Raw genomic sequence first — 23,166 nt, 5'->3', positions numbered from 1 at the left:
CGATGGCCACTCACGACACCGGCGTGGTGATCGTCGGCGCCGGCCTCGCCGGCCTGGCCGCCGCACTGCACCTGCACCGGGCGGGGGTTCCGTGCACCGTGCTCGAAGCCTCCGACGACGTCGGCGGGCGGGTGCGCACCGACGTCGTCGACGGCTTCCGCCTCGACCGGGGCTTCCAGATCCTCAACCCGGCCTATCCGGCCATCCGGCGGCTCGTGGACGTCGACGCGCTGCGGCTCGGGCGGTTCTGGCGCGCGGTCCGGGTCGCCGACGACGATCGCCTGTCGCTGCTCGGCCACCCCCTCGACGCGCCCAAGGCGATTCGGGACGTCGCCGCGCGCCGCTACCTCTCGGTGAAGGACCTGGCCGCCCTGGCCGCGTTTTCCGCCCGCGTCGCCGCCGGTCCGGCGCGCGCGATCGTCCACGGCGAAGACCGCTCCACCGCTGAAGAACTGCGGCTGGCGGGCGTGTCGGAACGCGCGCTGGACACCGTTTTCCGCCCGTTCCTGTCCGGGGTGTTCCTCGAGGCGGAGCTGGCGACGTCCGGCCGCTTCTTCCAGCTCGTGTGGCGCAGCTTCCTGCGTTCCGCGCCGTCGCTGCCCGCGCTGGGGATGGGCGAGCTGCCGCGTCAGCTCGCCCGGCGGCTGCCGTCCGGTTTCGTCCGGACGGGCACGCCGGTCGACCAGGTCCGGCCGGGACTCGTCCGGACGGCGGGCGGCGACACGTGGCGGGCGCGGGCGGTGGTCGTGGCGACCGACGGCAGCACCGCCTCCCGCCTGCTCGACGGGATCCCGGAGCCGGCCTGGAACGGGGTCACGACGTGGTACTTCACCCCACCGGAGACGCCGCTGCCGGAGCCGGTCATCGTGGTCGACGCCCGCGGCGGGCCGGTCGTGAACACGGCGGTGCTCACCGAGGTGTGCCCGACCTACGCCCCGGCGGGCCGGGTCCTCGTCAGCGCGTCGGCGCTCAGCTCGCTGCCGGACACCGAAGTGCGAGCCGCTCTCAGCCGGCTGTACCGCACGGACGCGAGCCGCTGGCCGGTGCTCCGCCGCTACGAGATCGCCCACGGCCTGCCCGTGATGCGCCCACCGCACGAAATCCGCCGCACGGTCGGGCTGGGTGACGGCATCTACGTCTGCGGAGACCACCGGGACACCAGCTCGCTGCAGGGAGCGCTCGCTTCCGGCGGCCGCACCGCTCGCGCCGTTTCGGCCGGCTTGGCCGAGGCTTCGCGGCCGGCCGGGGCGCGTTAGGTCCGCCGCATGCGAGGACAGGCGGCCCTGTGGCTGTTCGCCGACCAGCTCGGGCCCCACTTCCACAGCACGCCGGAGCACCACGGCCGGGAGGTGCTGCTGATCCGGTCGGCCACCGCGTTCGCCGCGAAACCGTTCCACCGGCAGAAGCTGCACCTGGTCCAGGCCGCCCTGTACCGGCTGGCCGAGGACCTCGGCGACCGCGTCACCCTGCTCGACGCCCCGGACTACCGCACCGGGCTGCGCCGCTTCGGGCGGCCGGTGGTGGTGCACGAGCCGAACTCCCACGCCGCGGACGCGCTCGTCCGCCGGCTGCGCGACGAAGGTGCCGTCGAGGCCATCCTGCCCACACCGGGGTTCGTCCGGTCCAAAGACGACTTCGCGGAGTGGGCGTCCGGGCGGACGCGGTTCGTCATGGAGGACTTCTACCGCGACCAGCGCCGCCGGTTCGAGGTGCTCCTGGAACCGGACGGCTCGCCCGCGGGCGGCCACTGGAACTACGACCGCGACAACCGGGAGCCGCCGCCGAAGACCACCCGCCTCGACGTCCCCGCGCCCTGGCAGCCCCGGGAAAACGCGATCGACGAGCGGGTCCGCGCCGAACTGGACCGCGCCGAGCGTACGGGGACGATCCACCCCGTCGGCGTCGACGGCCCGCGCCGGTTCGCGGTCGGGCACGACGAGGCGCAGCGCGCGCTCCGCCGGTTCCTCGACCACCGCCTGGCCGCGTTCGGCCCGCACCAGGACGCGATGCTGACCCACGACTGGGCGATGGCGCACGCCCTGTTGTCGGTCCCGCTCAACCTCGGGATCCTCGACCCGCTGGACGTCGTGCGCCAGGCCGAAGCGCGGTGGCGCGACGGGACGGCGCCGCTCGAAGGCGTGGAAGGCTTCGTGCGGCAGGTGCTCGGCTGGCGCGAGTGGGTGTGGCACCTGTACTGGCACCTGGGCCCGGATTACCTGCGCCGCAACGCGTTGCAGGCGCGGCGGAAGCTGCCGGCGTGGTGGCTCGAGCTGGACGCGGACGCCGTCGAGGCGGCCTGCCTGCGGACCGCGCTGGCCGGCGTCCGCGACCGCGGCTACGCCCACCACATCGAACGGCTGATGGTGCTCGGGAACCACGCGCTGCAGCGCGGGTACGACCCGGCCGAGCTGACCGCCTGGTTCGCCACGGCGTTCGTCGACGGCTTCCCGTGGGTGATGCCCGCCAACGTGATCGGCATGAGCCAGTACGCCGACGGCGGCATCGTCGGGACCAAGCCGTACGCCGCCGGCGGCGCGTACATCCACCGGATGAGCGACCACTGCGGCGGCTGCGTCTACGACCCCAAGCAGCGGACGGGGCCGCGCGCGTGCCCCTTCACCGCGGGCTATTGGGCGTTCCTCGACCGCAACGCCGAGCGGCTGCGCGGAAACCACCGGATGCGGCAGCCGCTGAACGGCTTGCGCCGGCTGGCCGACCTCGACGAGGTCGTCGCCCGGGAAGCGGACCGCGACCACTTCTGAGCCGGCCCACATTGGATGCTGTGGCGCCCGCGATCCGGACCAGGTCGGACGTTCGCGCCGTGATCCGATCTCCTTGCAGCAGGACGGCGGCGACCGTCAGGCCGGAACGGGGGCGTCGCCGGGGATCAGGACGGATTCCCGCAGCACCTCGGCTGGGCCTCCGCACGCGGACCCGGCTCGCGGCCCGGCACCGCACCGGTCCCGGGGAGCACGTTCCGAAGGACTGAGGTGACCACTCCTCAGCTGAGCACGGCCCGTACGCGATCCGCGCGCCTGACCGCGGTCGTCGAACGCGCGGGGATGGCCGGGTCAGCGCCTCGCGGTGGCCAGTGCCGCGCGGATGGCGTTCTCGCCGGCCGGCCGGCCGTTCTCGTCCGAGAACGGCCCGTACGGGGTTCCCCACACCGGAGTGCCCGTCGCCTGCCGCCAGCTGTCGGCCAGCGTCCCGGTGTCCACCACGCCGTACCCGATGGCTGCGAGGAATTCGGTCACCTCCGCTTTCGCCGGCGCGGAGTCCCCGGCGATCGGCAGGTACGAGCGGTCGGCCGCTCCCACCGGGCGGGCGAGTGCCAGCAGGTGTTCGTGGAAGATGTTGTTGAACGCCTTCACGAGCACGGCGTCCGGGATGTAGCGCTGGAGCAGCTCACTCGAGGTGAGCGATCCGCTGTCGAGCTCGGGGATGTGCCCGTCACGCTCGGGGCCGTAGTTGCACGTGTCGATGACCGTCTTCCCGGCCAGGGGCGGGGCGGGCAAGTCGGGGAAGGCCTCGACCGGCACCGTGACCACGACGATGTCGCCGGCCGCGGCGGCCTCCCCGCTCGTCGCCGCGGCCGCGCGCGGCCCCAGTTCCGCGACGGCGTCCGCGAGCGTCTCGGGACCGCGTGAGTTGCTGAGCACGACGTGATGACCGGCCTCGACCGCGAGACGCGCGACGGCACGGCCGATGTTGCCACTTCCGATGAATCCCACCGTCGTCATGTCCGACACCTTCCGTCAGCCTGCGGGGAAGTAATGGCCGTTGTCCAGATCGGCGAGCAGGCCGGGCCGGACGGGCTCCCAGCCGAGCGTCCGGCGGGTGCTGCGGCTGGACACCGGAAAGTCCAGCGCGACCACCGCCGCGAGGAACCCGAAGTATCCCGGCAGCATCAGCTCGTCCAGCGGAATGCTCACGGCGGGCAGGCCCAGGCGGCTGCCGATGGCCTCCGCGATATCGCGGAACGGGATGCCCTCGTCCTCGACCGCGTGCCAGTACCGGCCGGCCGGGCCCTTCTCCAGCGCCAGGCGGAACAGGGAGGCGGCATCGCGGACGTGGACCGCGTTCCACCGGTTCGCGCCGTCTCCGGGGTAGCCGGCGATGCCCTTTTCCTTCGCGACGGCGATCAGCGTGGTGAGGAAGCCCGCATCGGTCGTGCTGTGCATGATGGTGGGAAGCCGCACGACCGACGACCGCACTCCCCGCTCGGCGAGGCCCGCCACGGCGGCTTCCACGACGTTACGAGCCCGCAGGGTGCCCTTGTGCTCATCGCGGACCGGCAGGGCCGGGTCCTCCTCGGTGGCCGGCCGGTCCAGGGTCCTGCCGTTCCCGGGCGAACCGATGCTCCCGGCCGCGACCAAGGGTTTCCCGGTTCCCGCGAGTGCTTCGCCGTACGCGAGCACGATCGGGAGTTCCGCGGCGGCCACCGCGTCCATCCCGCCGGAGGGAAGCAGGTCCTGCCGGTGCGCGACGTGGATCACGCCGTCGGATTCGGCAGCCGCTTCCTTGAGCCCATCGAGATCCTCGAGGCTGCCGCGACGCACCTTCGCACCGAGTGCGGACAACGCCGCCGCGGCGGCGTCCGACCGGGCCAGGCCGGTGACCTCGTGCCCGGCGGTGATGAGCTCCGGGACGAGGTGCGAGCCGGCGTGGCCGGTCCCGCCCGTCACAAAAACACGCATGGTTCTCCTGCTCCTCAACGGGATGTGAGTGGTTGTGCCGCGGTTATTCGAAGATGGTGACGCCCAGCGCGACGTCGAACCCCGCGCCGCTGCGGGCCAGGCCCATCAGCAACAGGCCGGCACCCTCCAGCCAGTGCGCCATCTCCAGGCCACCCGCGTCCAGCGGGCGCAGCCCGAGGCTCTCGATGAACGCCGACACCCTCGCCTTGGCCCCCGCGTCGTCGCCGGCGAAGACCACGTCCAGCGGGCCGCCCCGGGCCAGGACGTGACCGAAGACGGTGTTGAACGCCTTGACCACGTGCGCGCTCGCCGGGGCGGCCTTGGCGATCTCCTGCGCGCCGGAACTGCCCTCCGGGGTGACCAGCGCGGTGTCGTCGGGGCCGGCGAACGTGTTGGAGATGTCGATGACGACCTTGCCGGCCAGCGCGTCCCCGTACTGGGTGACCACCGGCACGCCGCCGGCGTGCGGCACGGCGAGGATGACGAGGTCACCGGCCGGGGTGGTGCCGAACGTCCCGGCCGTGGCACCGCCACCGAGTGCCGCGGCCACCTCCTCGGCCTTGACCGCGTCACGGCCGATGACCTCGACGGTGTGGCCGCCCTCGACCGCGCGGGCGCCGATGGCGCGGGCCATGCTTCCCAGGCCGATGATGCTGACGCTGCTCATGATGTGCTGCTTTCCGGAGCCGGACGGGACACGCTGCCCGTCGTCGTCCACGTCGAGTCGTCGACACCGCCCGGATGACGTGCCTGGGCGGCGTCCTGTTCCCGAGGCTGCCAGCGGCCCGAGCGCGCGTCCAAGACCTCTTTCAGCTGCTGCGATACCCTGGAAGCATCGCCGGACCGGGAGGCTCCATGGATCTGGACCTGCGCAAGGTGCGCTACTTCGTCGCCGTCGCCGGGAAGCTGCACTTCGGCCGCGCCGCCGAGGAGCTGCACATCGCCCAGCCGGTGCTCAGCCGGCAGATCCGCGCGCTGGAAAAGGACCTCGGCGCCGCGCTGCTGACGCGGGACAGCCACGGCGTCACGCTGACCGACGCCGGCAGGCAGCTGCTGGCCGACGCCGGCCCGCTGCTCGCGTCCGCGCACGCGGCCCGCCACCGGGTGAGCGTGGCCGCACGGGGCAGCCGGCGGCTGATGGTCGGCTTCCGGGCAGGGGTGGCGACCGCCCCGGCCGTGAAGCTGTTCGCCGCCCGACACCCGGACGTTCCCGTTGACGTGCAACGGATCGAGAGCGACGACCAGGCCCCGATGCTGCTCGACGGCCGCATCGACGTCGGCTACGTGCGACTGCCCATCGACGAAGCCGGCTTGCGCGTCGCCCCGCTCTACACCGAACCCCGGGTAGCGGTACTGCCCGCGGGCCACCGGTTGGCCGGCAAGGAGGAAGTCACCGAAGCCGATCTGGCCGGCGAGCCGCTGATCTGGCACGCCGACGCCAGCACGCAGCCCACCCGGCGCCCCCATCCCAACGCCGGCTACGTGGTGCGCGGGGTGGACGAAACGCTGGAGCACGTCGCGGCCGGCCGGGGCATCTCGTTCCTGGCCCGTTCGGCGACCGTGTTCTACTCCCACCCGGACATCAGCTACGTGCCCATCCCGGACCTGGCGCCCGAACAGGTATGTCTCGCGGTGGCGGCATCGCGCACCTCCCCGGTGGTCGACGACTTCTTCACCGCCGCTCAGGAAGCGGCCGAGATCACGGCGGAATGCGGGAACTACGAAATGTGGCAGCGTGGCGGCGAGACCGCCGCAAAACACGGTTGAGCAGATCGTCGGACCACAGAGGACGCGCGGCACAGCCCGCTCGACGACTGGCTCAGAGCCGGGTTCGAGCAGACCGGCGCGAGCAGAGCTGCCGCCCGCTCCGGCACCGAGCCGCGGGTAGGACGGGACTGCTCAACGGCATGCCGCACCCGCCCCTTCCCACACCGCCGCAATCCTCCGACGTTTCCACTGCCGCTTGAGCAATCCCCCGGTATCCGGCCGACCATCGTCCGTGCCCTGGCTTTCCGGGGCACGGGGAGAACGCTCAGCGGAAGAGGCGGAAGAACCCGCGCACCTGCTCGACCAGCGACTCCGGCTGCTCCAGCGCCGCGAAGTGACCCCCTCGCGGCAGTTCCTCGAACCACCGCAGATCGGTGAACCGCAGCTCCGCCTCCCGCCGCGACGGACGGGTCAGGTCTCGCGGGTAGATCGACAGCCCGGACGGCGCGGTGACCTTGTCCCGGAACCTGGCGAAACTCTCCCAGTACAGCCGCGCCGACGACGTGGCCGACGCGGTGAACCAGTAGACCGAGATCTCGTCGAGGATCTTCTGCCGCGACACCGCGTCCTCGGCGCGGCCGTCGTTGTCCGTCCACGCCTGGAACTTCTCGGCGATCCAGGCGGCCTGCCCCGCCGGGGAGTCGGTCAGGCCGTAGCCGAGCGTCTGCGGCCTGCTCGCCTGCTGCCCCGAATACCCCCGGCCGGTACGCTGGAACTCCTTCGCCGCCTCGAAGTTCGCCCGCTCCGCGGGCGTCGGGTCGTCGAACGTGCCCAGCGCCACGGACCCCATGTTCAGGTGCACGGCCGCGACCCGCTCGGGCGCCACCTCACCCAGCGCGCCGGACACCGCCGAACCCCAGTCACCGCCCTGCGCGCCGTACCGCTCGTAACCCAGCGAAACCATCACCGTGTCCCAGGCACGCGCGATGCGCTCGACGCCCCACCCCGTCGTCGAGGGCTTGTCGCTCCAGCCGTACCCGGGCAACGACGGCGCGACCACGTGGAACGCGTCCGCCGGATCCCCGCCGTGCGCGCGCGGATCGGTCAGCGGACCGAGGACGTCCAGGAACTCCAGCACCGAACCCGGCCACCCGTGCGTCACCACCAGCGGGAACGCGTCCGGCTCCGGCGAGCGCACGTGCAGGAAGTGGATACCCAGACCGTCGATCGTGTCGCGGTACTGCGGGAAGACGTTGACCCGCTCGGCGAACCCGAAGTCGTAGTCCTCGGCCCAGCTGCGGCACAGCTCCTGCGCGTAGGCCAGCGGCAACCCCTGCGACCAGTCGTCCACCGGCTCGGGCTCGGGCCACCGCGTCCGCCGCAACCGCTCACGCAGATCCGCGATCTCGGCTTCGGTGACCCTGACCTCGAACGGTTCGGCGGCCATCGCCGGGCTCCTTTCCTGGATGTTCTGACGGCACGGGCTCAGAGCCATCCGTCGCCTTCGGCGAGACGGGCGGCTTCGGCACGGGTGCGGGCTTCGGTCTTGCCGGTGGCGACGGACTCGGCCGCCAGGGCCGGGTCGATGAACCGCAGTCCCGCGTGGACCCGGCGGATCGCGTTGAGCAGCTGCTCGGGCCGCGAGTCCTTGACCACGAACCCGGCCGCGCCCCCAGGCCGGGCCGACGCGGACCCGGCACTGTCCCGCGTCGGAGTGCCGGAGCACGTTGGTGACCGATTCCCGCACGACACAGCAGCGCGAACGCGTAACCGGCGCTGTGCACGCCGATGGCGGCGAGCGCGAGCACGGTCCGTGCCCCGCCGTCCCCCTCACGGGCGATCAGGGTGACCCGCGGGATCGGCACCAGCAACGCGAGGCCGTTCACGACGACGGGCGCCACCCGGCGCCGCCGGTCCTCCCAGAAGCGCCAGTCCGGCCACTGCCGGACGGAGAACCGGCCGGGATCACGCTCGCTCACCAGCTCACCCTAAGCACCAGGGGCGCGAGCCGCTCCATGACAGAGGGCACAGGTCGTCGCGGCCGGACGGTGATGCGGTGAAGCCATGATCCTGCCGGCGGCGCTCGTCGCGGCCGCGGTCGTGTCGGGGGTGTCCGCGGCCGCCGCGACGGACCGGCCGCCGCCGGCGTGGGGGCCGTGCCCGGCCGACGTCGCCGAACCCGGGCTGAGCTGCGCGACCCTGGAAGTGCCGCTGGACTACCGTCACCCGGACGGGCGGAAGATCGGTGTCGCGCTTTCGCGGCTGGCGAGCGTGAATCCGCCCTTCCCGTAGGGCCCGGCGGACGTGACGAAGGCGGCCGAGCCCGCGAAGACCGTCGCCCGGCAGTGCACTGCGTCGGAGACCGCCGCGGTGCTGCCGTTCGTCACCACCGCGAACACCGCGCGCGACATGGACCGGATCCGGGCCCCGACTCCTACGGAACCTACCTCGGCGCGGTGTACCCGGCGCGCAGCGACCGGATCGTACTTCGAACTGGCCGAACGCCTGGACCGGGCGCCGGCGCAGGGCTACGACGGCACGACGTTCCGCACGATCACCGCGGCCCTCCTCCGCTCGGACGCTGCCCTGCCCGCCCTCGCGAAGCTGTGGCACAGACTCGACGTGAACGAGCCGGAGTCCCCGGCTGCCGGCTCCGGCGTGGACTCCGACAATTTCGCGGCGAGCTACCTCGCCGTGGTCTGCGGCGATTCACGGTGGCCGGGAAACGGCGGGGACCTACCAGCGCAACGTCGCGGTCGACCGGGTCCGCTACCCGATGTACGGCCCGTACGCGGCCGACATCCGGCCGTGCGCATACTGGCTTTCCCCGTGGAACCGCGGATGCGGATCATCGGCCACGGCCCGGCGAACGTGCTGCTGCTCCAGAACCTCCGCGATCCGGCCACCCCGATGCCCGGGGCCCTGCGCCTGCGCGCGGCGCACGACAACTTCTGCCGGGCCTGAAACGCGGGCCGCCGCCGGGTATCACGGCTAATCCTCGTACAGGGACAGATGTTGCCGGGACAGCACGGGCTTGATCGGCTGGAAGTCCGAGAACGCCGCAGGATCACCGCATTCGAGAGCGGCACCGGAAAGGACCCCCTGCGCCTGGACGTACCTGGAGCCGCGCGGGTCGGAGACGACCGCGCCACCGGAATCCCCGGACTCGGCGCAGGCCGTGGTGCGGGTCAAGCCGTAGACCGTGTTCTTCCCACCGTCGTAGCGGTCGGTCACGTTCAGCTCGGTGACTTCTCCGCAGTGCCAGCCGGACGTCTGACCGGAGCGGCAGATCCGGCCACCGACCGGCACGGCGGTCGTTCCCGCGACGAACACGTCACTTCCGCTGTGGCGGGTGATCCGCGGCGACGACTCGGCGAGAACCTGATCCACCCAGACCAGACCGTAGTCACTGCCCGGAAAGGACGTGGCCGTCACCAGTCCCAGGACTCCGCCGGTCCCCATGACGTTGTTGCGGCCGCCCTTCGTGCAGTGCCCGGCGGTGATCACGTACCGCTGCCCGCCCCGGTGGGCGTTGAACCCGACCGAGCACGTGTTGTGGCCGATGACGATCCACTGCCCGCCCGCGATGTTCCACGTCGGACGCACCGGCTCGCCGACGGCACGCGCCTCGGCCAGGGCGAGCCGACGTGCCCAGCTCATCCCTTCGAGGTCGCCTCGCACCACATCGACCGCCACCGTGTTGCGCCTGACGTCCACGTACCACGAGGACACCGACGGCGGGACCTGCCCGCGGTAGCTGTCCAACGCGGACTGTGCCGCCGTCAGTTCCGCCATGCTGTGCCGCACGATCCGTGGTGTCGCCCCGGCGGCGCGGACCGCTGACGCGCGCGCGGGATCGGTCACGCCGACCACGAGCGCGCCGGTGGCGGAGTCCAGCCAGGCACCGCCGAACGCGGACCCCAGCGTCGTCGACAGCGAATCCTGCGCCGCGGCAAGCAAAGCGACATCGGAGTCGCGATCAAGCGCCGAGGCCACGGCGGCCGGCACAGCGCACACAGCGAAAACGACGGACATCACGACGGACGGCGTCAAAGCACGAAAAATGGACGGGCGCACGAACATACCTCCCCGAAGGCGTGGACGAACGACCCACGACGCTACGCCCGCGCACCCACCGTCCACAGCGGCCATTCGAGCGCCGTCGCCGCCACGAAAGAGTGTTACTCACCAGGCATGACGCCGGCCGCGACGGGCATCCCCCGCTACCCCCGAAAGGATGAGGTGTGATCCATTGTGAAGCAGGACATCGATTTCTATAGTCGATAACGGTGCGCCTCTCGCACCCGACCCAGGAGGGTTCATTCACGTGAAAACACCTTTGGCACTTCTCGTTTCGGTGAGCATGGTCGGATTTCCTTGCGTCGCCCTCGGAGCCGAATCCGCGCTTGATGCCGGAAAGGGCACGCGGTACGAGGCGGAGTGGAAGAAACTCCCGGCCATGGACAGCGATTACGAGGTGGTTCAGCTCACCACGTCGAAATCGCTCGACAACAAGATGTACCTCGATGTGAATCCTTATGTTCCGTCGCTCGACTCCGTCATGTTCATGTCGGACCGGGATGACGGACACAAGAACCTGTACCTCATGTCGCTCGACAACGGCAAGTTCGTGCAGCTGACGGATTCCGATCACATCGACGGCGACCACGCCAACGTCTCACCCGCGACCGAGGAGGCGTTCTTCGTCGAGGACCGGACGTTCACCAGCGTCAGCCTGCGCGCGCCGTACCGGGAGAAGAAGATCCGCACCGTGTCGGACAACTACGACGTCAAGGGAGTGGTCGCCCTGACGTCGGACGGGAAGACGATCGCGTCGTCCCTGTACGACGAGCACGAAGACCGGTCCTCGATCGTCACCGTCGACGTCAAAACGGGGGCACTCGACACGGTCAAGAAGATCGACGGGAGGGTCGACCACGTGCTGATCAACCCGGTGTACGGGGACACCCTCCTCTACCACGTGCTCGACAAGAACGAGATCGGGCTCGTCGACATCGGGACGAAGAAGAAGACACTCCTGACCGGTCCGGAAGATCATGGCGTGCACCCGTTCTGGGAGGCCACCGGCCGGGACGCCGCTTTCGCGCAGCGGAAGCAGGGTGACACGCCGGAGCAGGTGGTGACCTACAACATCCGCAAAGAGCGGTTCCTCAGTTACGACACCCAGGAATACAGCAACCACTTCGCCATGAACCCGTCCCAGACGATCATCGAAGGAGACGGCGGCGAAGACACGCCGTACATCTTCTACTATTACATCAAGCCGGGCACCACCAAGGTCGACACCGTGAAGATGTTCAAGCACCGGAGCTCGTCCAAGGAGGAATCGGTGCACCCGCACGGCGCCTTCATCAACGATACGGACCTGATCTTCAACAGTGACGCGGACGGCAACGGCAACGTCTACCTGCTGAGGGAGAAGTAAGCGGTTTCCGCTCCCGTTTCTCGAAGAGGGTTCCGGGACGGTGACCCGCCACGCGTCGCCGTACCTCGGGTGGTCCGGCCCGGCCGACCTCGGCCCCGCGCGACGGAAGTGTCGCGCGGTCGCCGGGGCCGGTCGGCGGCGCGTGCAGATCGTTGGGACAGTGAGCCGGTCCCTCAGCCGTTGCCGGACGTCGGCCCGCCGCCGGCACCCCACGGGACCGGGATCCTGGACTACGGTGCGGTGATGAGCGCGGACGACTGGCAGGCCGACATTCGAACCTCGTACGACACCATCGCGGTCGGCTACGCCGACCAAGTGCGCGACCTTTTGGTCAGGCAGCCGTACTTGCGAGCGGCTCTCGCGTTGTTCGCCGACAACGTGCGGGCCGCCGGCGGCGGTCCGGTGGCGGACGTCGGCTGCGGACCCGGCTACGTCACCGCCCACCTGAACGAACTCGGGGTCGAGGCGTTCGGCATCGACCTCTCCCCCGGGATGATCGAAGTGGCCCGGCGCGACCACCCCGGCCTGCGGTTCGAGGTGGGCTCGATGACGGACCTGAGCCTCCCCGCCGCCTCCGTGACCGGCCTGCTCGCCTGGTGGTCGCTGATCCACATTCCCGACGACGAGGTACCGGCCGTGTTCGCGCACTTCCACCGGGCGCTGCAGCCGGGCGGACCGCTGCAACTGGGATTCCACGTCGGCGACGAGTCCCCGTCGAAGAACGACCACCGCCGGCAGCCGGAGCAGGTGGCAACTTGGCTGCGCGAAGCCGGATTCGAGATCGAGGCCCAGTTGCTGCTGCACCCGGACGAGAAGCCGGGAGCCGTTCTGTTCGCACGCCGCAGGTCCTGACCTCGGCGTCTCCGCGATCCGCTCGGCGGCGCGGTCTCGATCGCGGGGAGCCGCACGCGTTGTCCGATGAACGTCCGGACGGTCCGGCGGACGGGTCAGCCGTCGGTGACCAGCGCGGCGGCCTCGGGACTGTGGAGCCACTCGGCGTAGCTCGGCCCGAGGATGGTCGCGCCCGCCCGGGGCAGGAGGCCGTCCTCGGCGATGCCGGCCACCGTGTGCTCGTCGGTCCGCAGTTCCAGCCGCAGGTCGAAGTGGTCGACGAAGGCACGGGCGAGGTCGAACACCTCGGCCGGTTCGGGGCCGGCGATGTCGGGTGTGCGGCCCTGCGCGGGACGCTCGGCGACCTCGACGAGCGCCGCGGCCACCGCCGTCGCGGCCACGGTCTGCACGCGCAGGTCGAACACCGTGGCGTGGTCGCCGTCGCGGGTCCGGCCCACGAGCTGCCCGGGGAACTCGTGGAAATGGGTCGCACGCACGATCGTGGCCGGGACCGGCCCCGAACCCGCCGCGCGCTCGTGCTCCGCCTTCGCGCGGAAATAGCCGAAACCGGTGTCGTCGATCCCCACGACCGACAGGGTCACGATGTGCTGCACCTCCCGCTCGGCGCCGACGCGCTGCAGGGTGGCCGCGGCCGTGGTGAAGAACCTCGTGGCCGGCTCTTCGTCCAGCGACGTGGAGTTGCTGACGTCGATCACGGCGTCGACGCCTTCCAGAGCGGCGCTCGACCCGGCTCCGTCCAGGAGGTCGACGCCGGCCAGCGCCACCACCGCGTGGCCACGCCCGCGAGCCGCCTCGACGACGTGCGGGCCGACCAGCTCGTCCGCTCCGGCCACGGCGATGCGCACACTCTCCCCCTGCCCCCGCCGCACGCTGTCCCCGCCGCGCGGAGTGCGCGGCCTCGGCCGGCGAAGGGCCGCAGGCGCCGCACGGGCGGTGAACGTGTGCTCGACGCCGGGGTCTGTCCTGTGAGCCGGGGGCCGTGGGCTTCGCGACCGACGCCGCCGAGGTGGCTTCGGCGCGAAGAGCATGGTCCAAGGCTTGCCCGACCGACGTTAGACAGAGGCGCCGAACGGCGCAACCACGGCTCGCCGCCCGTCCGCCACGCTGCGAGGGGGCGGCCGGTCCCGCACGATGAGAGCAGGACCGTCTGGGGAGGGGACTCGTGGAAAGCCTGCTCGATCTCTTCGCGGCGAGGGTCGCCGAGACCCCCGACGCCACCGCTCTCGTCTACGCGGGCGAGCGGATGTCCTTCACACAGCTCGACCGCGAGTCGAACCGGGTCGCCCAGTACGTCGCCGGGCGGGGCCTGCGGGCCGAGGACCTGGTGGGGCTGCGGATGGACCGCGGGTTCGAGATGGCGGTCGGCGCGCTCGGCGTCCTCAAGTCCGGTGCGGCCTGCCTGCCGCTCGATCCGGTGTACCCGTCCGACCTCGTGGCCTGGATGGGCGCGGACGCGGGTGTCTCGCTCGTGCTCACCAACACCGCGGAGGTCACCGGCGACGTACCGCTGGGCGACGCCGTGGCCGGACAGCCCGACCACGCCCCGGACGTCGAGCTCCGGCCCGAGAACCTCGCCTACGTCATGTACACCTCGGGCTCGTCGGGCAAGCCCAAGCCGGTGGGCGTCGAGCACCGCCACCTCGCGCACGTCTTCGCGGCGTGGGACGAGCTGTTCCGGCTGCGCGAAGAGCCGCTGACCTTCGTGTCCGTCATCGGGATCGGCGTCGATCTCTTCTTCGCCGACCTGCTGCGCTCGGTGTTCGCGGGCGGGACGATGATCATCGCGACCCGCGAGGCGGTGGCGAATCCGGCCGAGCTGCTCGCCGAAATCCGCCGCCACGGCGGCGACGCGACCGAACTGGTCCCCGCCCAGGCGAAGGCCCTCGGCCGCGCGGGCGAGCTGCCCGTCATGCGGCTGATGTCGGTCGGCTCGGAGGGGTGGCCCGCGGCCGACTTCCGCGAGCTCGCCGGGCGGCTGCACCCGGAATCGGTGGTGCTCAACGCCTACGGCCTCACCGAGACCACTGTGGACTCCCTCCTGCTGTGCCCGGACGTCGACGTGCTCGGGGACACCGCGATCGTGCCGCTCGGCACGCCGATCCCCCGCGTCCACGCCTACGTTCTCGACGAGCGGCTCCGGCCGGTCGGGCCGGGCGGGATCGGCGAGCTCTACATCGGCGGCGCGGGCGTGGCCCGCGGGTACCGCGACCGCCCCGCGTTGACGGCGTCGCTGTTCGTCGCCGACCCGTTCGTCGCGGGCGCGCGGATGTACCGCACCGGCGACGTCGTGCGGACCCGCGCCGACGGCAACCACGACTACCTCGGCCGCAGCACCGACCAGATCGAGCAGCGGGGCCTGCGGGTGGAGCTGGGCGCGATCGAGGACGCGCTGCTTCGGGAGCCGGAGGTCGTCCGCGCCGCCGCCGCGCTGCGCGACGGGCGGGTGATCGGCTACGTCGTGGGCCCCGCCGACGCCGGGCACCTGCGGTCCGCGCTGGCCGGGCGGCTGCCCGCGCACATGATCCCGCACCGGGTGCTCGTCCTCGACCGGATGCCGCTGCTCCCCAACGGAAAACTGAACCGCCGCGAGCTGCCCGCGCCCGACGGGTGACGTCGTCGCCCGGCCCGACCAGGGACGCCACGCCCGCGGCGGTGTCCCTGACCACGACCGCGTAGCCGGAACGGGCTCAGCGGCCCTGTGGGTGCAGCTTCTTCGACCACAGCGACGCCCCCGTGGCGTCACGCAGGTCCACCGTCAGGTCGCCGCTGCCGCCGTTGATGTTCAGCTCGCCGAAGTGCTGGAAACCGTCGATCGGGGCCGTGTTCGCGACCGGTGGGGCGTGGACGAACACCGCCTCCGGGCCGAACGTCGGGTCCAGCGTGTTCGGGCCGAACGCGCCCGCGTTCAGCGGACCGGACACGAACTCCCAGAACGGGTCGAAGTCCTGGAACGCCGCGCGGTCCGGCGAATAGTGGTGCGCCGCCGTGTAGTGGACGTCCGCCGTCAGCCACACCACGTTGCGGACCTTGCGGCGCTGGATCTCCCGCAGCACCCACGCCAGCTCCGTCTCGCGGCCGCCCGGCGCGCCCGGCAGGTTGTTCGCCACCGCCTCGATCGCGGTGCCGTCCGGGACGACCAGGCCCAGCGGCATGTCCGCCTGGACGATCTTCCACGTCGCCGTGCTGCGGCCGAGCGCGTCGGCCAGCCAGCGGGCCTGCCGCTCACCGAGGATGTAGCCCGGCTTCGTCTGGTCCGCGGTGTTCGCGTTGCGGTAGGTCCGCATGTCCAGCACGAAGATCTCGGCACGCGAGCCGTAGCGGAAACTGCGGTGGACACGCCCGTCGACGGCCTGGCGCGAGTCGATCGGGTGCCACTCGTGGAAAGCCTGGTACGCCCGCGGCGCGAGCACGTCGACGCGCTTCTCGGTGTAGGCCGGGTTGTCGAGGATCTTGCCCGGGTACCAGTTGTTCAAGACCTCGTGGTCGTCCCACTGGACGTAGGCGGGCACCTGGGAGACGAACCGTTTGAAGTTCTCGTCGAGCCGGTTGTAGGCGTGCTGGCCGCGGAACTCCGCCAGGGTCTCGGCGACCTTGGACTTCTCCGCCGTGACGACGTTGCGCCACGTCCGGCCGCCGGGCAGCGCGACCGTCTCCGTCAGCGGGCCGTCGGAGTACACCGTGTCGCCGCTGTGCAGGAACACGTCCGGGCGGCGCGCGGCCATCGCGGAGAAGATCGTCATGCCGCCGAGGTCCGGGTTGATCCCCCAGTTCTGGCCGACGACGTCGCCCGACCACAGGATCCGGGTGTCGCGGCGGCCCACCGGCGCGGTGGCGAACCGGCCGGTCAGCGGCTCGCTCGTGGTGCGCCCGTCCAGGGACTCCGCCGTGACGCGGTAGTGGTACTCGGTGCCGGGCGCGAGGCCGGCGACGCGGACCTGCCCGGTCCCGCCGGTGGCGGGCCCGGCGAGCGGTCCCGGCAGCCGGCGGGCGTGCCGGAAGGAGGGGTCGCGCGCGATCTCGACGACCAGCCGCGACGGCCGGTCGGCGCGCGACCAGACGATCGCCGAGCCGGGCGTGACGTCGCCGGACTGGACGCCGTGGGTGAGCACCGGCCGGTCGCCCCGCACCAGCGGTGTCGCGGCGAAGGCCGTCGACGGCAGCACGAGTGTGGCGGCGGCGCCGGTGAGACCGGCCTTGAGCAACGAGCGGCGGGAGTGGTGGGTCGGTTCGGTCATGCGCGGTTTCTATCCCGCCGCGGCCAACGCCTGATTGCGCGCGGATGAACGACGTCCCCTGGTTTCCCCATGCCCGCGCGCCGCCGGAAGGTCCGGATCAGACCTTCGGCAGGTGCGCCGTGCGCGGGACGGGACCACCGTCCCCCGTCGGGGGCTTTGACCTGCGCAAACCCGGCGAACCTAGGCCGAACGGGTTACCGTCGGAGCACGGTACGGCGATCGGAGGTCGGCATGGTGTCTCGCGTCCCGGCGTGGGTCGAGCCGATGCTGGCCAAAGCCGACGGCGGGCGCCTGCGCAGCGGCCCCGAATGGGCCTACGAGTACAAGCTCGACGGCTACCGCGCCGCCCTGCGCATCGCCCCCGACGGCACCACCGTGCTCACCAGCCGCAACAACATCGACTTCACCGCCGAGTTCCGCGACGTCACCGGCGTCCTCGACCTCGACGGCCAGGCCGCCCTGCTCGACGGCGAGATCGTCGTCTACAACGAAGACGGCCGGATCGACTTCGAGCTCATGCAGGAACGCCGCGGCCGCTACGTCAAGCACCAGGGCTCCCTGCGCCGCGACGAACCCTTCGACGACCTCCCCGTCCGGTTCCTCGCCTTCGACCTCCTGCAGCTGGGTGCGCGCAGCCTGCTCGCCGAGCCCTACGACGAGCGCCGCCGCCTGCTGACCGGCCTGCCGATGCCCGACCCCTACAAGGTCTCCGTCGTGCGCGCGGTCACCTTCGCCGAACTCGACGCCGACCACCGCTCCCCCGCCCACTTCCTCACCCACGCCGCCGACGCCGGCTACGAAGGCGTCGTCGCGAAGCTCCGCAGCTCGGCCTACCAACCCGGCCACCGGCCCGACTCCTGGCTCAAGCACCCGTTCATCCAGACCCAGGAGGTCATCGTCTGCGGCTGGCGCCCCGGCCAGCGCAGCTTCACCGGCACCCTCGGCGGCCTCCTGCTCGGCGCCCACGACCCCGGAACCGGCGACCTCGTCTACATCGGCGACGTCGGCACCGGCTTCTCCCAGGCCGCCCGCGCCGACCTCGTCACCCTGCTGCAGCCCCTCGAACGCCGCACCCACCCCTTCGCCACGACGCCGCCGCGCGAGGACACCGTCCGGGCCCGCTGGGTCGAGCCGCACCTCGTCGGTGAGATCGTCTACCGGCAGTTCACCCGCGCCGGGCGCGTCCGCCACACCGCCTGGCGGGGCCTGCGGGCCGACAAGAAACCCGACGACGTCGTGGCGCCGCGATCCACCCCCGCCACGACCGCGACGCCGACGGCACCGCGCCCACCGTCACCGAAGCCGGAACCCGCGCCGCCGGTGGCGCTCGGGCCGAAGATCACCGTGCAGGCCGGAAAACGCCGGCTCACGTTGTCCAATCTGGACAAACCGTTGTTCCCGGACGGCTTCACCAAGGGTGAAGTCATCAACTACTACTCCCGCGTCGCTCCGGTGCTGCTGCCCCACCTCGCCGGGCGGCCGGTGACGTTCATCCGGTTCCCCGACGGCGTGGGCGGGCAGCAGTTCTTCGAGAAGAACGCCCCCAAGGGCGCCCCGGCGTGGCTGCCGACCGCGACGTTGCCGAGCACCGGTTCCCGGTCCGGACGCGGCGAAGGCACGATCGACTACGCGCTGCTCGAGGAATTGGCCGCGCTGGTGTGGGCGGCGAACCTGGCCGCACTCGAGCTGCACGTTCCACAGTGGACTGTCGGGCCCGGCGCGACCCGCCGTCCGCCGGACCGGCTGGTGTTCGATCTCGACCCCGGCCCCGGCACCTCCATCGTCGACTGCTGCCGGGTCGCCGAACGGCTCCACGACCTCCTGCTCGACGACGGGCTCACACCGTTCGCGAAAACCTCCGGCGCCAAAGGCATGCAGCTCTACTGCGGCATCCGCACCGACGACCCCGCCGCCCCTTCGGGCTACGCCAAACGCCTCGCCCAGCACCTCGCACGGGCGACGCCGGAGTCCGTCACGGCGGTCATGGCCAAGGCCCAGCGCGCCGGCCGCGTGTTCATCGACTGGAGCCAGAACAATCCCGCCAAGACCACCGTCGCGCCCTATTCCCTGCGCGGCCGGGACCACCCCACCGTCTCCACGCCGGTCACCTGGGACGAGGTCCGCGCCTGCCGGCACGTCAGCCACCTGACCTTCACCGCCGACGACGTCCTCGACCGCGTCGAAACCCACGGCGACCTGCTCGCTGCCCTCCTCGACACCCGAACACCCATCCCTCACCAGCTGTAACGGCCTCGCCACTGCTCGCGACCCGCGGAGACCGGCGCAGCGAGGAGCTAAGGGCCGTGCTCTCCGGCGAGCGCCCGGTACACCGGCCGCAGCAGCTCGGCGACGTCTTCGCCGCCGACCGTGATCGTGAAAGGCGGGGCCTGGTCCAGGAGCGCGTCGAACGGCGTTCGCGGTCCGCGCAACGGCGCCGCGCCGCCCAGGCCCGGGGCCGGACCGCAGTCGAAGAAGGTGTCCACGACTTCGGTAAGGGCCGGGGACCTGTCGTCGGGATCGAGCGGTTCGGCGGCGATGAGCCGGTTCTTCAGCTCCTCCAGCAGCGCTTCGCGGTTCCGGCCGCGCAATGCGAGGACGGTGAACGGATCGTCGCCGACCCGCGCCACGAGCGCGGCGAACACGGCGTTCAGGTGACCGCACGGCACTGCGACGTCCGGGCAGGTGCAGTCCAGTGACACCTCCCGCGCCGACGACGGGAACAACGGCAGCCGGACGGCCTTGAAGATCTGTTCGACGTCCCGGGGCAGTTCACCGCTGAGCAACTGGACAGTGGCCGACGCTTGCGCGGCGAGCGCGTGGGTGATCGCCGCCCAGTCCGCTTTCCCGAACGCCGTCAGCCCGATCCGCACCCGGTAAAGGCGGCTGTCCTGCACTTCGGCGTCGACGCGCCCGGCGCCGACCTCCAAGGACACGACGCGCCCCTGGCCCTTCGCGGGCAGGAGGACGCCGATCGCGCTCAGCGCCCGGATGAACCGGGTCGGCCACCACGGGAGCGGTTCAGTCATCGATCGCGTCCTCCCCCAGGGTGAGCACGCCGCGCAGCGCGTCAGTGGACAGTTCGGTGAACCGGCTCTCGCCCTCGCCGACGACCATGCCGGCGAGCGCGCGTTTCCTGGTGATCAGGGTGTCGATGCGGTCCTCGATGGTGCCCGGGCAGACGAACTTGCGGACCTGGACGGTGCGTCCCTGCCCGATCCGGAACGCCCGGTCGGTGGCCTGGTTCTCCACGGCCGGGTTCCACCAGCGGTCCAGGTGCAGGACCTGGCTGGCGGCGGTCAGCGTGAGCCCGGAACCGCCCGCTTTGAGCGAGAGCAGGAGAATCCGCGGCCCGTCGCCGGCCTGGAAGCGTTCCACGATCGCGTCTCGCGCCCCTTTGGCCAGACCACCGTGCAAAAACGCGACTTCGGCGCCGAGCCGCTCCGCCAGGTGGAGCACCAGCATGTGGCCGAATTCGGTGTACTGCGTGAAGCACAGCACCCGGTCGCCCGACGCCAGGATTTCCGCCAGGACCTCTTCGAGTCGGCTGACCTTGCCGGAGCGCTGCCCCATCGGGGAGCCGTCGTGCAGCAGGTGCGCGGGGTGGTTGCAGACCTGCTTGAGCTTCGTGATCGCGGCGAGGATGTTGCCGCGGCGCTTGATGCCCTGGCTGTTCTCGATCTTCTTCATCATCTCGTCGACGATCGCGCTGTAGAGCGTGCCCTGTTCGCGGGTGAGCCGGTATTCCTGCCGGATTTCGATCTTTTCCGGGAGCTCGGGGACGATCGCGGGGTCCGTCTTCACCCGGCGCAGCAGGTACGGCTGCGTGAGCCGGCGCAGCGCGGCGGCCGTGGCGGTGTCGCCGCTGCGCTCGATCGGGGCCGCGAACCGCTGGCGGAACTCGAACCTGCTGCCGAGCAGCCCGGGGTTGAGCAGGTCCAGCACCGACCACAGGTCCGCCAGCCGGTTTTCCACCGGGGTGCCGGTCAGCGCGAGCCGGTGCCCGGCCGGGAATCGCCGCACCGCCTTGGCCGTCGCCGTGTCGGCGTTCTTGATGGCGTGCGCTTCGTCGAGGACCAGGCGCCGCCAGGCGAAGGTCTCGAGTTCGCCGGCGTCGCGGGCGGCGGTGGCGTAGGTCGTGACGACGAGGTCGGCCGCGGCGACCCGCTCGGCGAGCGCGTCCCCGTGCGCGCGGGCGCTGCCGTGGTGGGCGTGGACACGCAGGTCCGGGGCGAAGTTCGCCGCCTCCCGCTGCCACATGCCGACCAGCGACATCGGGCACAGCACCAACGTCGGCCGGCGATCGCCGGCGGCCCGCTCGATCGCCTCGAGCGCCAGCGTCTGGACGGTCTTGCCGAGGCCCATGTCGTCGGCCAGGCACGCACCGAGCCCCAGCCCCGCCATGAAGGCCAGCCAGGCGACACCCCGCTGCTGGTAGGGGCGCAGCGTGGCCCGGAACGACGGCGGCAGCTCGACCGGCCGCAACTCCTGGTGGACCCGCCCGGCCAGGACGTCGCCGACCCAGCCGTCGGCGCTGACGCCGGTGACCGGGAGCGGCGCCTCCCGTGTGAGGTGGACGAGCTCCAGCAACTCGGCCGCGGTGGGGGGCTCGGCGTGCCGGTGCGGGTCGCGGCGCAGGAACTCGAGCCCGGCGCGGAGCCGGTCGGCGTCGACGCTGATCCACCGGCCCCGCAGCCGCACCAGCGGGGTCTTCGCCGCGACGAGCTTCGCCAGCGTTTCCTGGCCGATTTCGTCGTCGCCCACCGCGATCGACCAGCGGAACGAGGCCAGCTCGTCGCGGCCCACCCGGCTGCGGGCGACGACCTGCTCCGACGGCGTGCTGCGGACGGAGAGCCGGAGCCCGACCCGGCGCCGGCCGTCCCAGGTGGCCGGGAGCTGCACTTCGAACCCGGCCTCGATCAGCCGGGTCGCGCCCGAGGTGAGGAACTGTTCGGCTTCCTCGACGGTCAGGTCGTGCTCGGCCGGCCGGGTCCGGCGCAATGCCGGCGCCAGCACCGGCTCCACCAGCGCCGCCCGGCCCAGTTCGGCGACGAACAACCCCTTCGGGTCCCGGACCAGCCCGTGCGCCTCGCCCGACCAGATCTGCTCCGCCGAGAGCAGCAAGCTCGGATCGGCCGTCGCCCGCAGGAGGAACTGCAGCTGCCACTTCGTGCTGTCACCGGTCTGGTCGTCGGGATCGTCCGCGTCCGGCTGACGCAGGGTGCCGACCTCGGCCAGCCGGAAACACGCCCGGCCGTCGACGACGTCGGTGTCGGCGACCTCGTCCCACTTCGCGACGGCGTCGGCCAGGACACCGAGCTCACCCAGCGGCAGCTCGACGCGGGGAGCGCCGCCCTGCAAAGCGGCCAGCCACACCCCGGCCGCACCCCGTCCCCCGCGCAGGTCGACCGGCGGTTCCGCCCGCGCCAGCCGGTCCCGGACCACCGCGTCGATCAGGGTGTGGAGGGCATCGGTGACGAGCGCGCGCGGCGAGCCCCCGGTGAGCGGCGCGACCTGCTCGGCCCGCCCGACCGGCGGCATGGCCGCGACCAGCGCGTCGAACGCGACAAAATCCACGCCTTGGAGCACCGGCCGCCACCGGGCCTCCGCCGCGTCGCCCTGGCGGACCAGCGTCGGCAGCACCCGCCCACGCCGCACCAGGTCCGCGGCCAGGCGGGCCACCGCCCGCAGGTAGGTGACCGAAGAGCCGTACGAGGCCGAGTCGTCGAGGTCGTCCAGCTCCGTGGCGTCCACGATCAACGCCGGCACCGACCAGGGCCGCAACGACAGCACACTCCGCCTACCGCCGGCCGCCGTCTCGGAGGAGGCCAGCGGCCGATTCGCCCGCGACGGCAGCAGCAGCGTCGCCGAGGTGGGCTTGCCGGGATGCAGAGCGGTCAGCTGCGCGCTGGAGACCGCGAACGGATGCGGCAACGCGATCCGCACCGAACGGCTCGAGGTGCCGGCCCGGCCCCGGTCGTGCTCCGCCCAGAGCAGCAGACCCCGTCCCGGAGACCACAGCGCGTGCACCAGGGGCAAGGTCGGGGGCTCCTTCGTCCGGTCCGGGGTTCCCCGCAGATCGTCGCACGGCGGCCGTGGAGGCCGCCGCCAGCGTGGGCAGCAGGCAGCTGCGGGACACCGTCGGAGCGAGTCCGCCGACGTCGGCGGTCAGATCGGCCGAGCCGGACCGGATCCATTTCACCCCGGCCCGGCAAACCTGCTGGCCACCCGT

The 23,166-nt window shown here is 71.9% G+C and carries 18 protein-coding genes and 1 pseudogene; 9 read left to right on the top strand and 10 right to left on the bottom strand.

The genetic code is table 11. The features are described 5' to 3' along the window. Positions 1–2: 2 nt before the first annotated feature. Positions 3–1,256, top strand: a complete 1,254-nt coding sequence (locus OG494_RS09785; RefSeq protein WP_328454105.1) for an NAD(P)/FAD-dependent oxidoreductase — start codon at positions 3–5, stop codon at positions 1,254–1,256. Between the two features lie 9 nt (positions 1,257–1,265). Next, positions 1,266–2,762, top strand: coding sequence for a cryptochrome/photolyase family protein (locus OG494_RS09780; RefSeq protein ID WP_328454103.1), 1,497 nt, complete (start codon positions 1,266–1,268; stop codon positions 2,760–2,762). Positions 2,763–3,071: 309 nt separating this feature from the next. Here the strand turns inward: OG494_RS09780 and OG494_RS09775 are convergent, their stop codons facing one another. The 3 genes from OG494_RS09775 to OG494_RS09765 are packed head-to-tail and all read right to left on the bottom strand — an operon-like array spanning position 3,072 to position 5,364. After that, a complete protein-coding gene (locus OG494_RS09775) occupies positions 3,072–3,740 on the bottom strand; it encodes an NADPH-dependent F420 reductase (RefSeq protein WP_328454101.1) in 669 nt (222 codons plus the stop codon). A gap of 15 nt (positions 3,741–3,755) precedes the next feature. Continuing rightward, positions 3,756–4,697 (bottom strand): SDR family oxidoreductase, encoded by a 942-nt coding sequence (locus OG494_RS09770; protein ID WP_328454099.1) that lies wholly within the window; start codon positions 4,695–4,697, stop codon positions 3,756–3,758. 43 nt (positions 4,698–4,740) lie between these two features. Continuing rightward, a complete protein-coding gene (locus OG494_RS09765) occupies positions 4,741–5,364 on the bottom strand; it encodes an NADPH-dependent F420 reductase (RefSeq protein ID WP_328454097.1) in 624 nt (207 codons plus the stop codon). A 188-nt stretch (positions 5,365–5,552) separates the two neighbouring features. Between OG494_RS09765 and OG494_RS09760 the strand changes: the two genes are divergently transcribed. Then, complete coding sequence (locus tag OG494_RS09760; RefSeq protein ID WP_328454096.1) at positions 5,553–6,464, top strand: LysR family transcriptional regulator; 912 nt, start codon at positions 5,553–5,555, stop codon at positions 6,462–6,464. Positions 6,465–6,729: 265 nt separating this feature from the next. On the opposite strand, the gene OG494_RS09755 is transcribed toward OG494_RS09760, so the two are convergent. Both OG494_RS09755 and OG494_RS09750 read right to left on the bottom strand, forming a co-directional pair. After that, complete coding sequence (locus OG494_RS09755; protein ID WP_328454095.1) at positions 6,730–7,851, bottom strand: epoxide hydrolase family protein; 1,122 nt, start codon at positions 7,849–7,851, stop codon at positions 6,730–6,732. A 38-nt stretch (positions 7,852–7,889) separates the two neighbouring features. After that, positions 7,890–8,093, bottom strand: a pseudogene (locus tag OG494_RS09750) (DNA-binding response regulator); the annotation flags it as partial. A 375-nt stretch (positions 8,094–8,468) separates the two neighbouring features. Between OG494_RS09750 and OG494_RS09745 the strand changes: the two are divergent. Continuing rightward, on the top strand, positions 8,469–8,696 hold the full coding sequence (locus OG494_RS09745) for a hypothetical protein (RefSeq protein ID WP_328454093.1): 228 nt from the start codon (positions 8,469–8,471) through the stop codon (positions 8,694–8,696). A gap of 78 nt (positions 8,697–8,774) precedes the next feature. Then, positions 8,775–9,368, top strand: a complete 594-nt coding sequence (locus OG494_RS09740) for a hypothetical protein (protein WP_328454091.1) — start codon at positions 8,775–8,777, stop codon at positions 9,366–9,368. A gap of 27 nt (positions 9,369–9,395) precedes the next feature. On the opposite strand, the gene OG494_RS09735 is transcribed toward OG494_RS09740, so the two are convergent. Continuing rightward, positions 9,396–10,364 carry a S1 family peptidase gene (locus tag OG494_RS09735; RefSeq protein WP_328454090.1) on the bottom strand — a complete coding sequence of 323 codons (969 nt, stop codon included), beginning with the start codon at positions 10,362–10,364 and terminating at the stop codon, positions 9,396–9,398. A 499-nt stretch (positions 10,365–10,863) separates the two neighbouring features. Between OG494_RS09735 and OG494_RS09730 the strand changes: the two genes are divergently transcribed. Together OG494_RS09730 and OG494_RS09725 are read left to right on the top strand one after the other, a co-directional pair. After that, positions 10,864–11,850 carry a TolB family protein gene (locus OG494_RS09730; protein WP_328454088.1) on the top strand — a complete coding sequence of 329 codons (987 nt, stop codon included), beginning with the start codon at positions 10,864–10,866 and terminating at the stop codon, positions 11,848–11,850. 243 nt (positions 11,851–12,093) lie between these two features. Beyond that, a complete protein-coding gene (locus tag OG494_RS09725; protein ID WP_328454086.1) occupies positions 12,094–12,702 on the top strand; it encodes a class I SAM-dependent DNA methyltransferase in 609 nt (202 codons plus the stop codon). A gap of 95 nt (positions 12,703–12,797) precedes the next feature. Here the strand turns inward: OG494_RS09725 and OG494_RS09720 are convergent, their stop codons facing one another. After that, positions 12,798–13,547, bottom strand: a complete 750-nt coding sequence (locus OG494_RS09720) for an SDR family oxidoreductase (RefSeq protein WP_328454084.1) — start codon at positions 13,545–13,547, stop codon at positions 12,798–12,800. 317 nt (positions 13,548–13,864) lie between these two features. Here OG494_RS09720 and OG494_RS09715 point away from each other — a divergent pair, with 317 nt between their 5' ends. Further along, positions 13,865–15,313, top strand: coding sequence for an amino acid adenylation domain-containing protein (locus OG494_RS09715; protein ID WP_328454082.1), 1,449 nt, complete (start codon positions 13,865–13,867; stop codon positions 15,311–15,313). Between the two features lie 76 nt (positions 15,314–15,389). On the opposite strand, the gene OG494_RS09710 is transcribed toward OG494_RS09715, so the two are convergent. Then, a complete protein-coding gene (locus OG494_RS09710; protein WP_328454080.1) occupies positions 15,390–16,937 on the bottom strand; it encodes an alkaline phosphatase D family protein in 1,548 nt (515 codons plus the stop codon). A 231-nt stretch (positions 16,938–17,168) separates the two neighbouring features. Here OG494_RS09710 and ligD point away from each other — a divergent pair, with 231 nt between their 5' ends. Beyond that, the gene (ligD, locus tag OG494_RS09705) at positions 17,169–19,184 is read left to right on the top strand and encodes a DNA ligase D (protein ID WP_328454078.1); all 2,016 of its coding nucleotides are present in this window, start codon (positions 17,169–17,171) and stop codon (positions 19,182–19,184) included. Between the two features lie 47 nt (positions 19,185–19,231). Here ligD and OG494_RS09700 read toward each other — a convergent pair whose 3' ends face one another. Then, entirely contained in the window at positions 19,232–19,963 is a 732-nt protein-coding gene (locus OG494_RS09700; RefSeq protein WP_328454076.1) for an SWIM zinc finger family protein, read from the bottom strand. Next, positions 19,956–22,973: a DEAD/DEAH box helicase gene (locus OG494_RS09695; protein WP_328454074.1), complete on the bottom strand. Its 3,018-nt coding sequence runs from the start codon at positions 22,971–22,973 to the stop codon at positions 19,956–19,958. Before OG494_RS09695 ends, OG494_RS09700 begins: the two co-directional genes overlap by 8 nt. Positions 22,974–23,166: the final 193 nt, after the last annotated feature.

This window comes from Amycolatopsis sp. NBC_00438, from assembly GCF_036026695.1.
GTDB lineage: Bacteria > Actinomycetota > Actinomycetes > Mycobacteriales > Pseudonocardiaceae > Amycolatopsis.
This window is presented reverse-complemented; position numbering and strand designations above follow the sequence as displayed.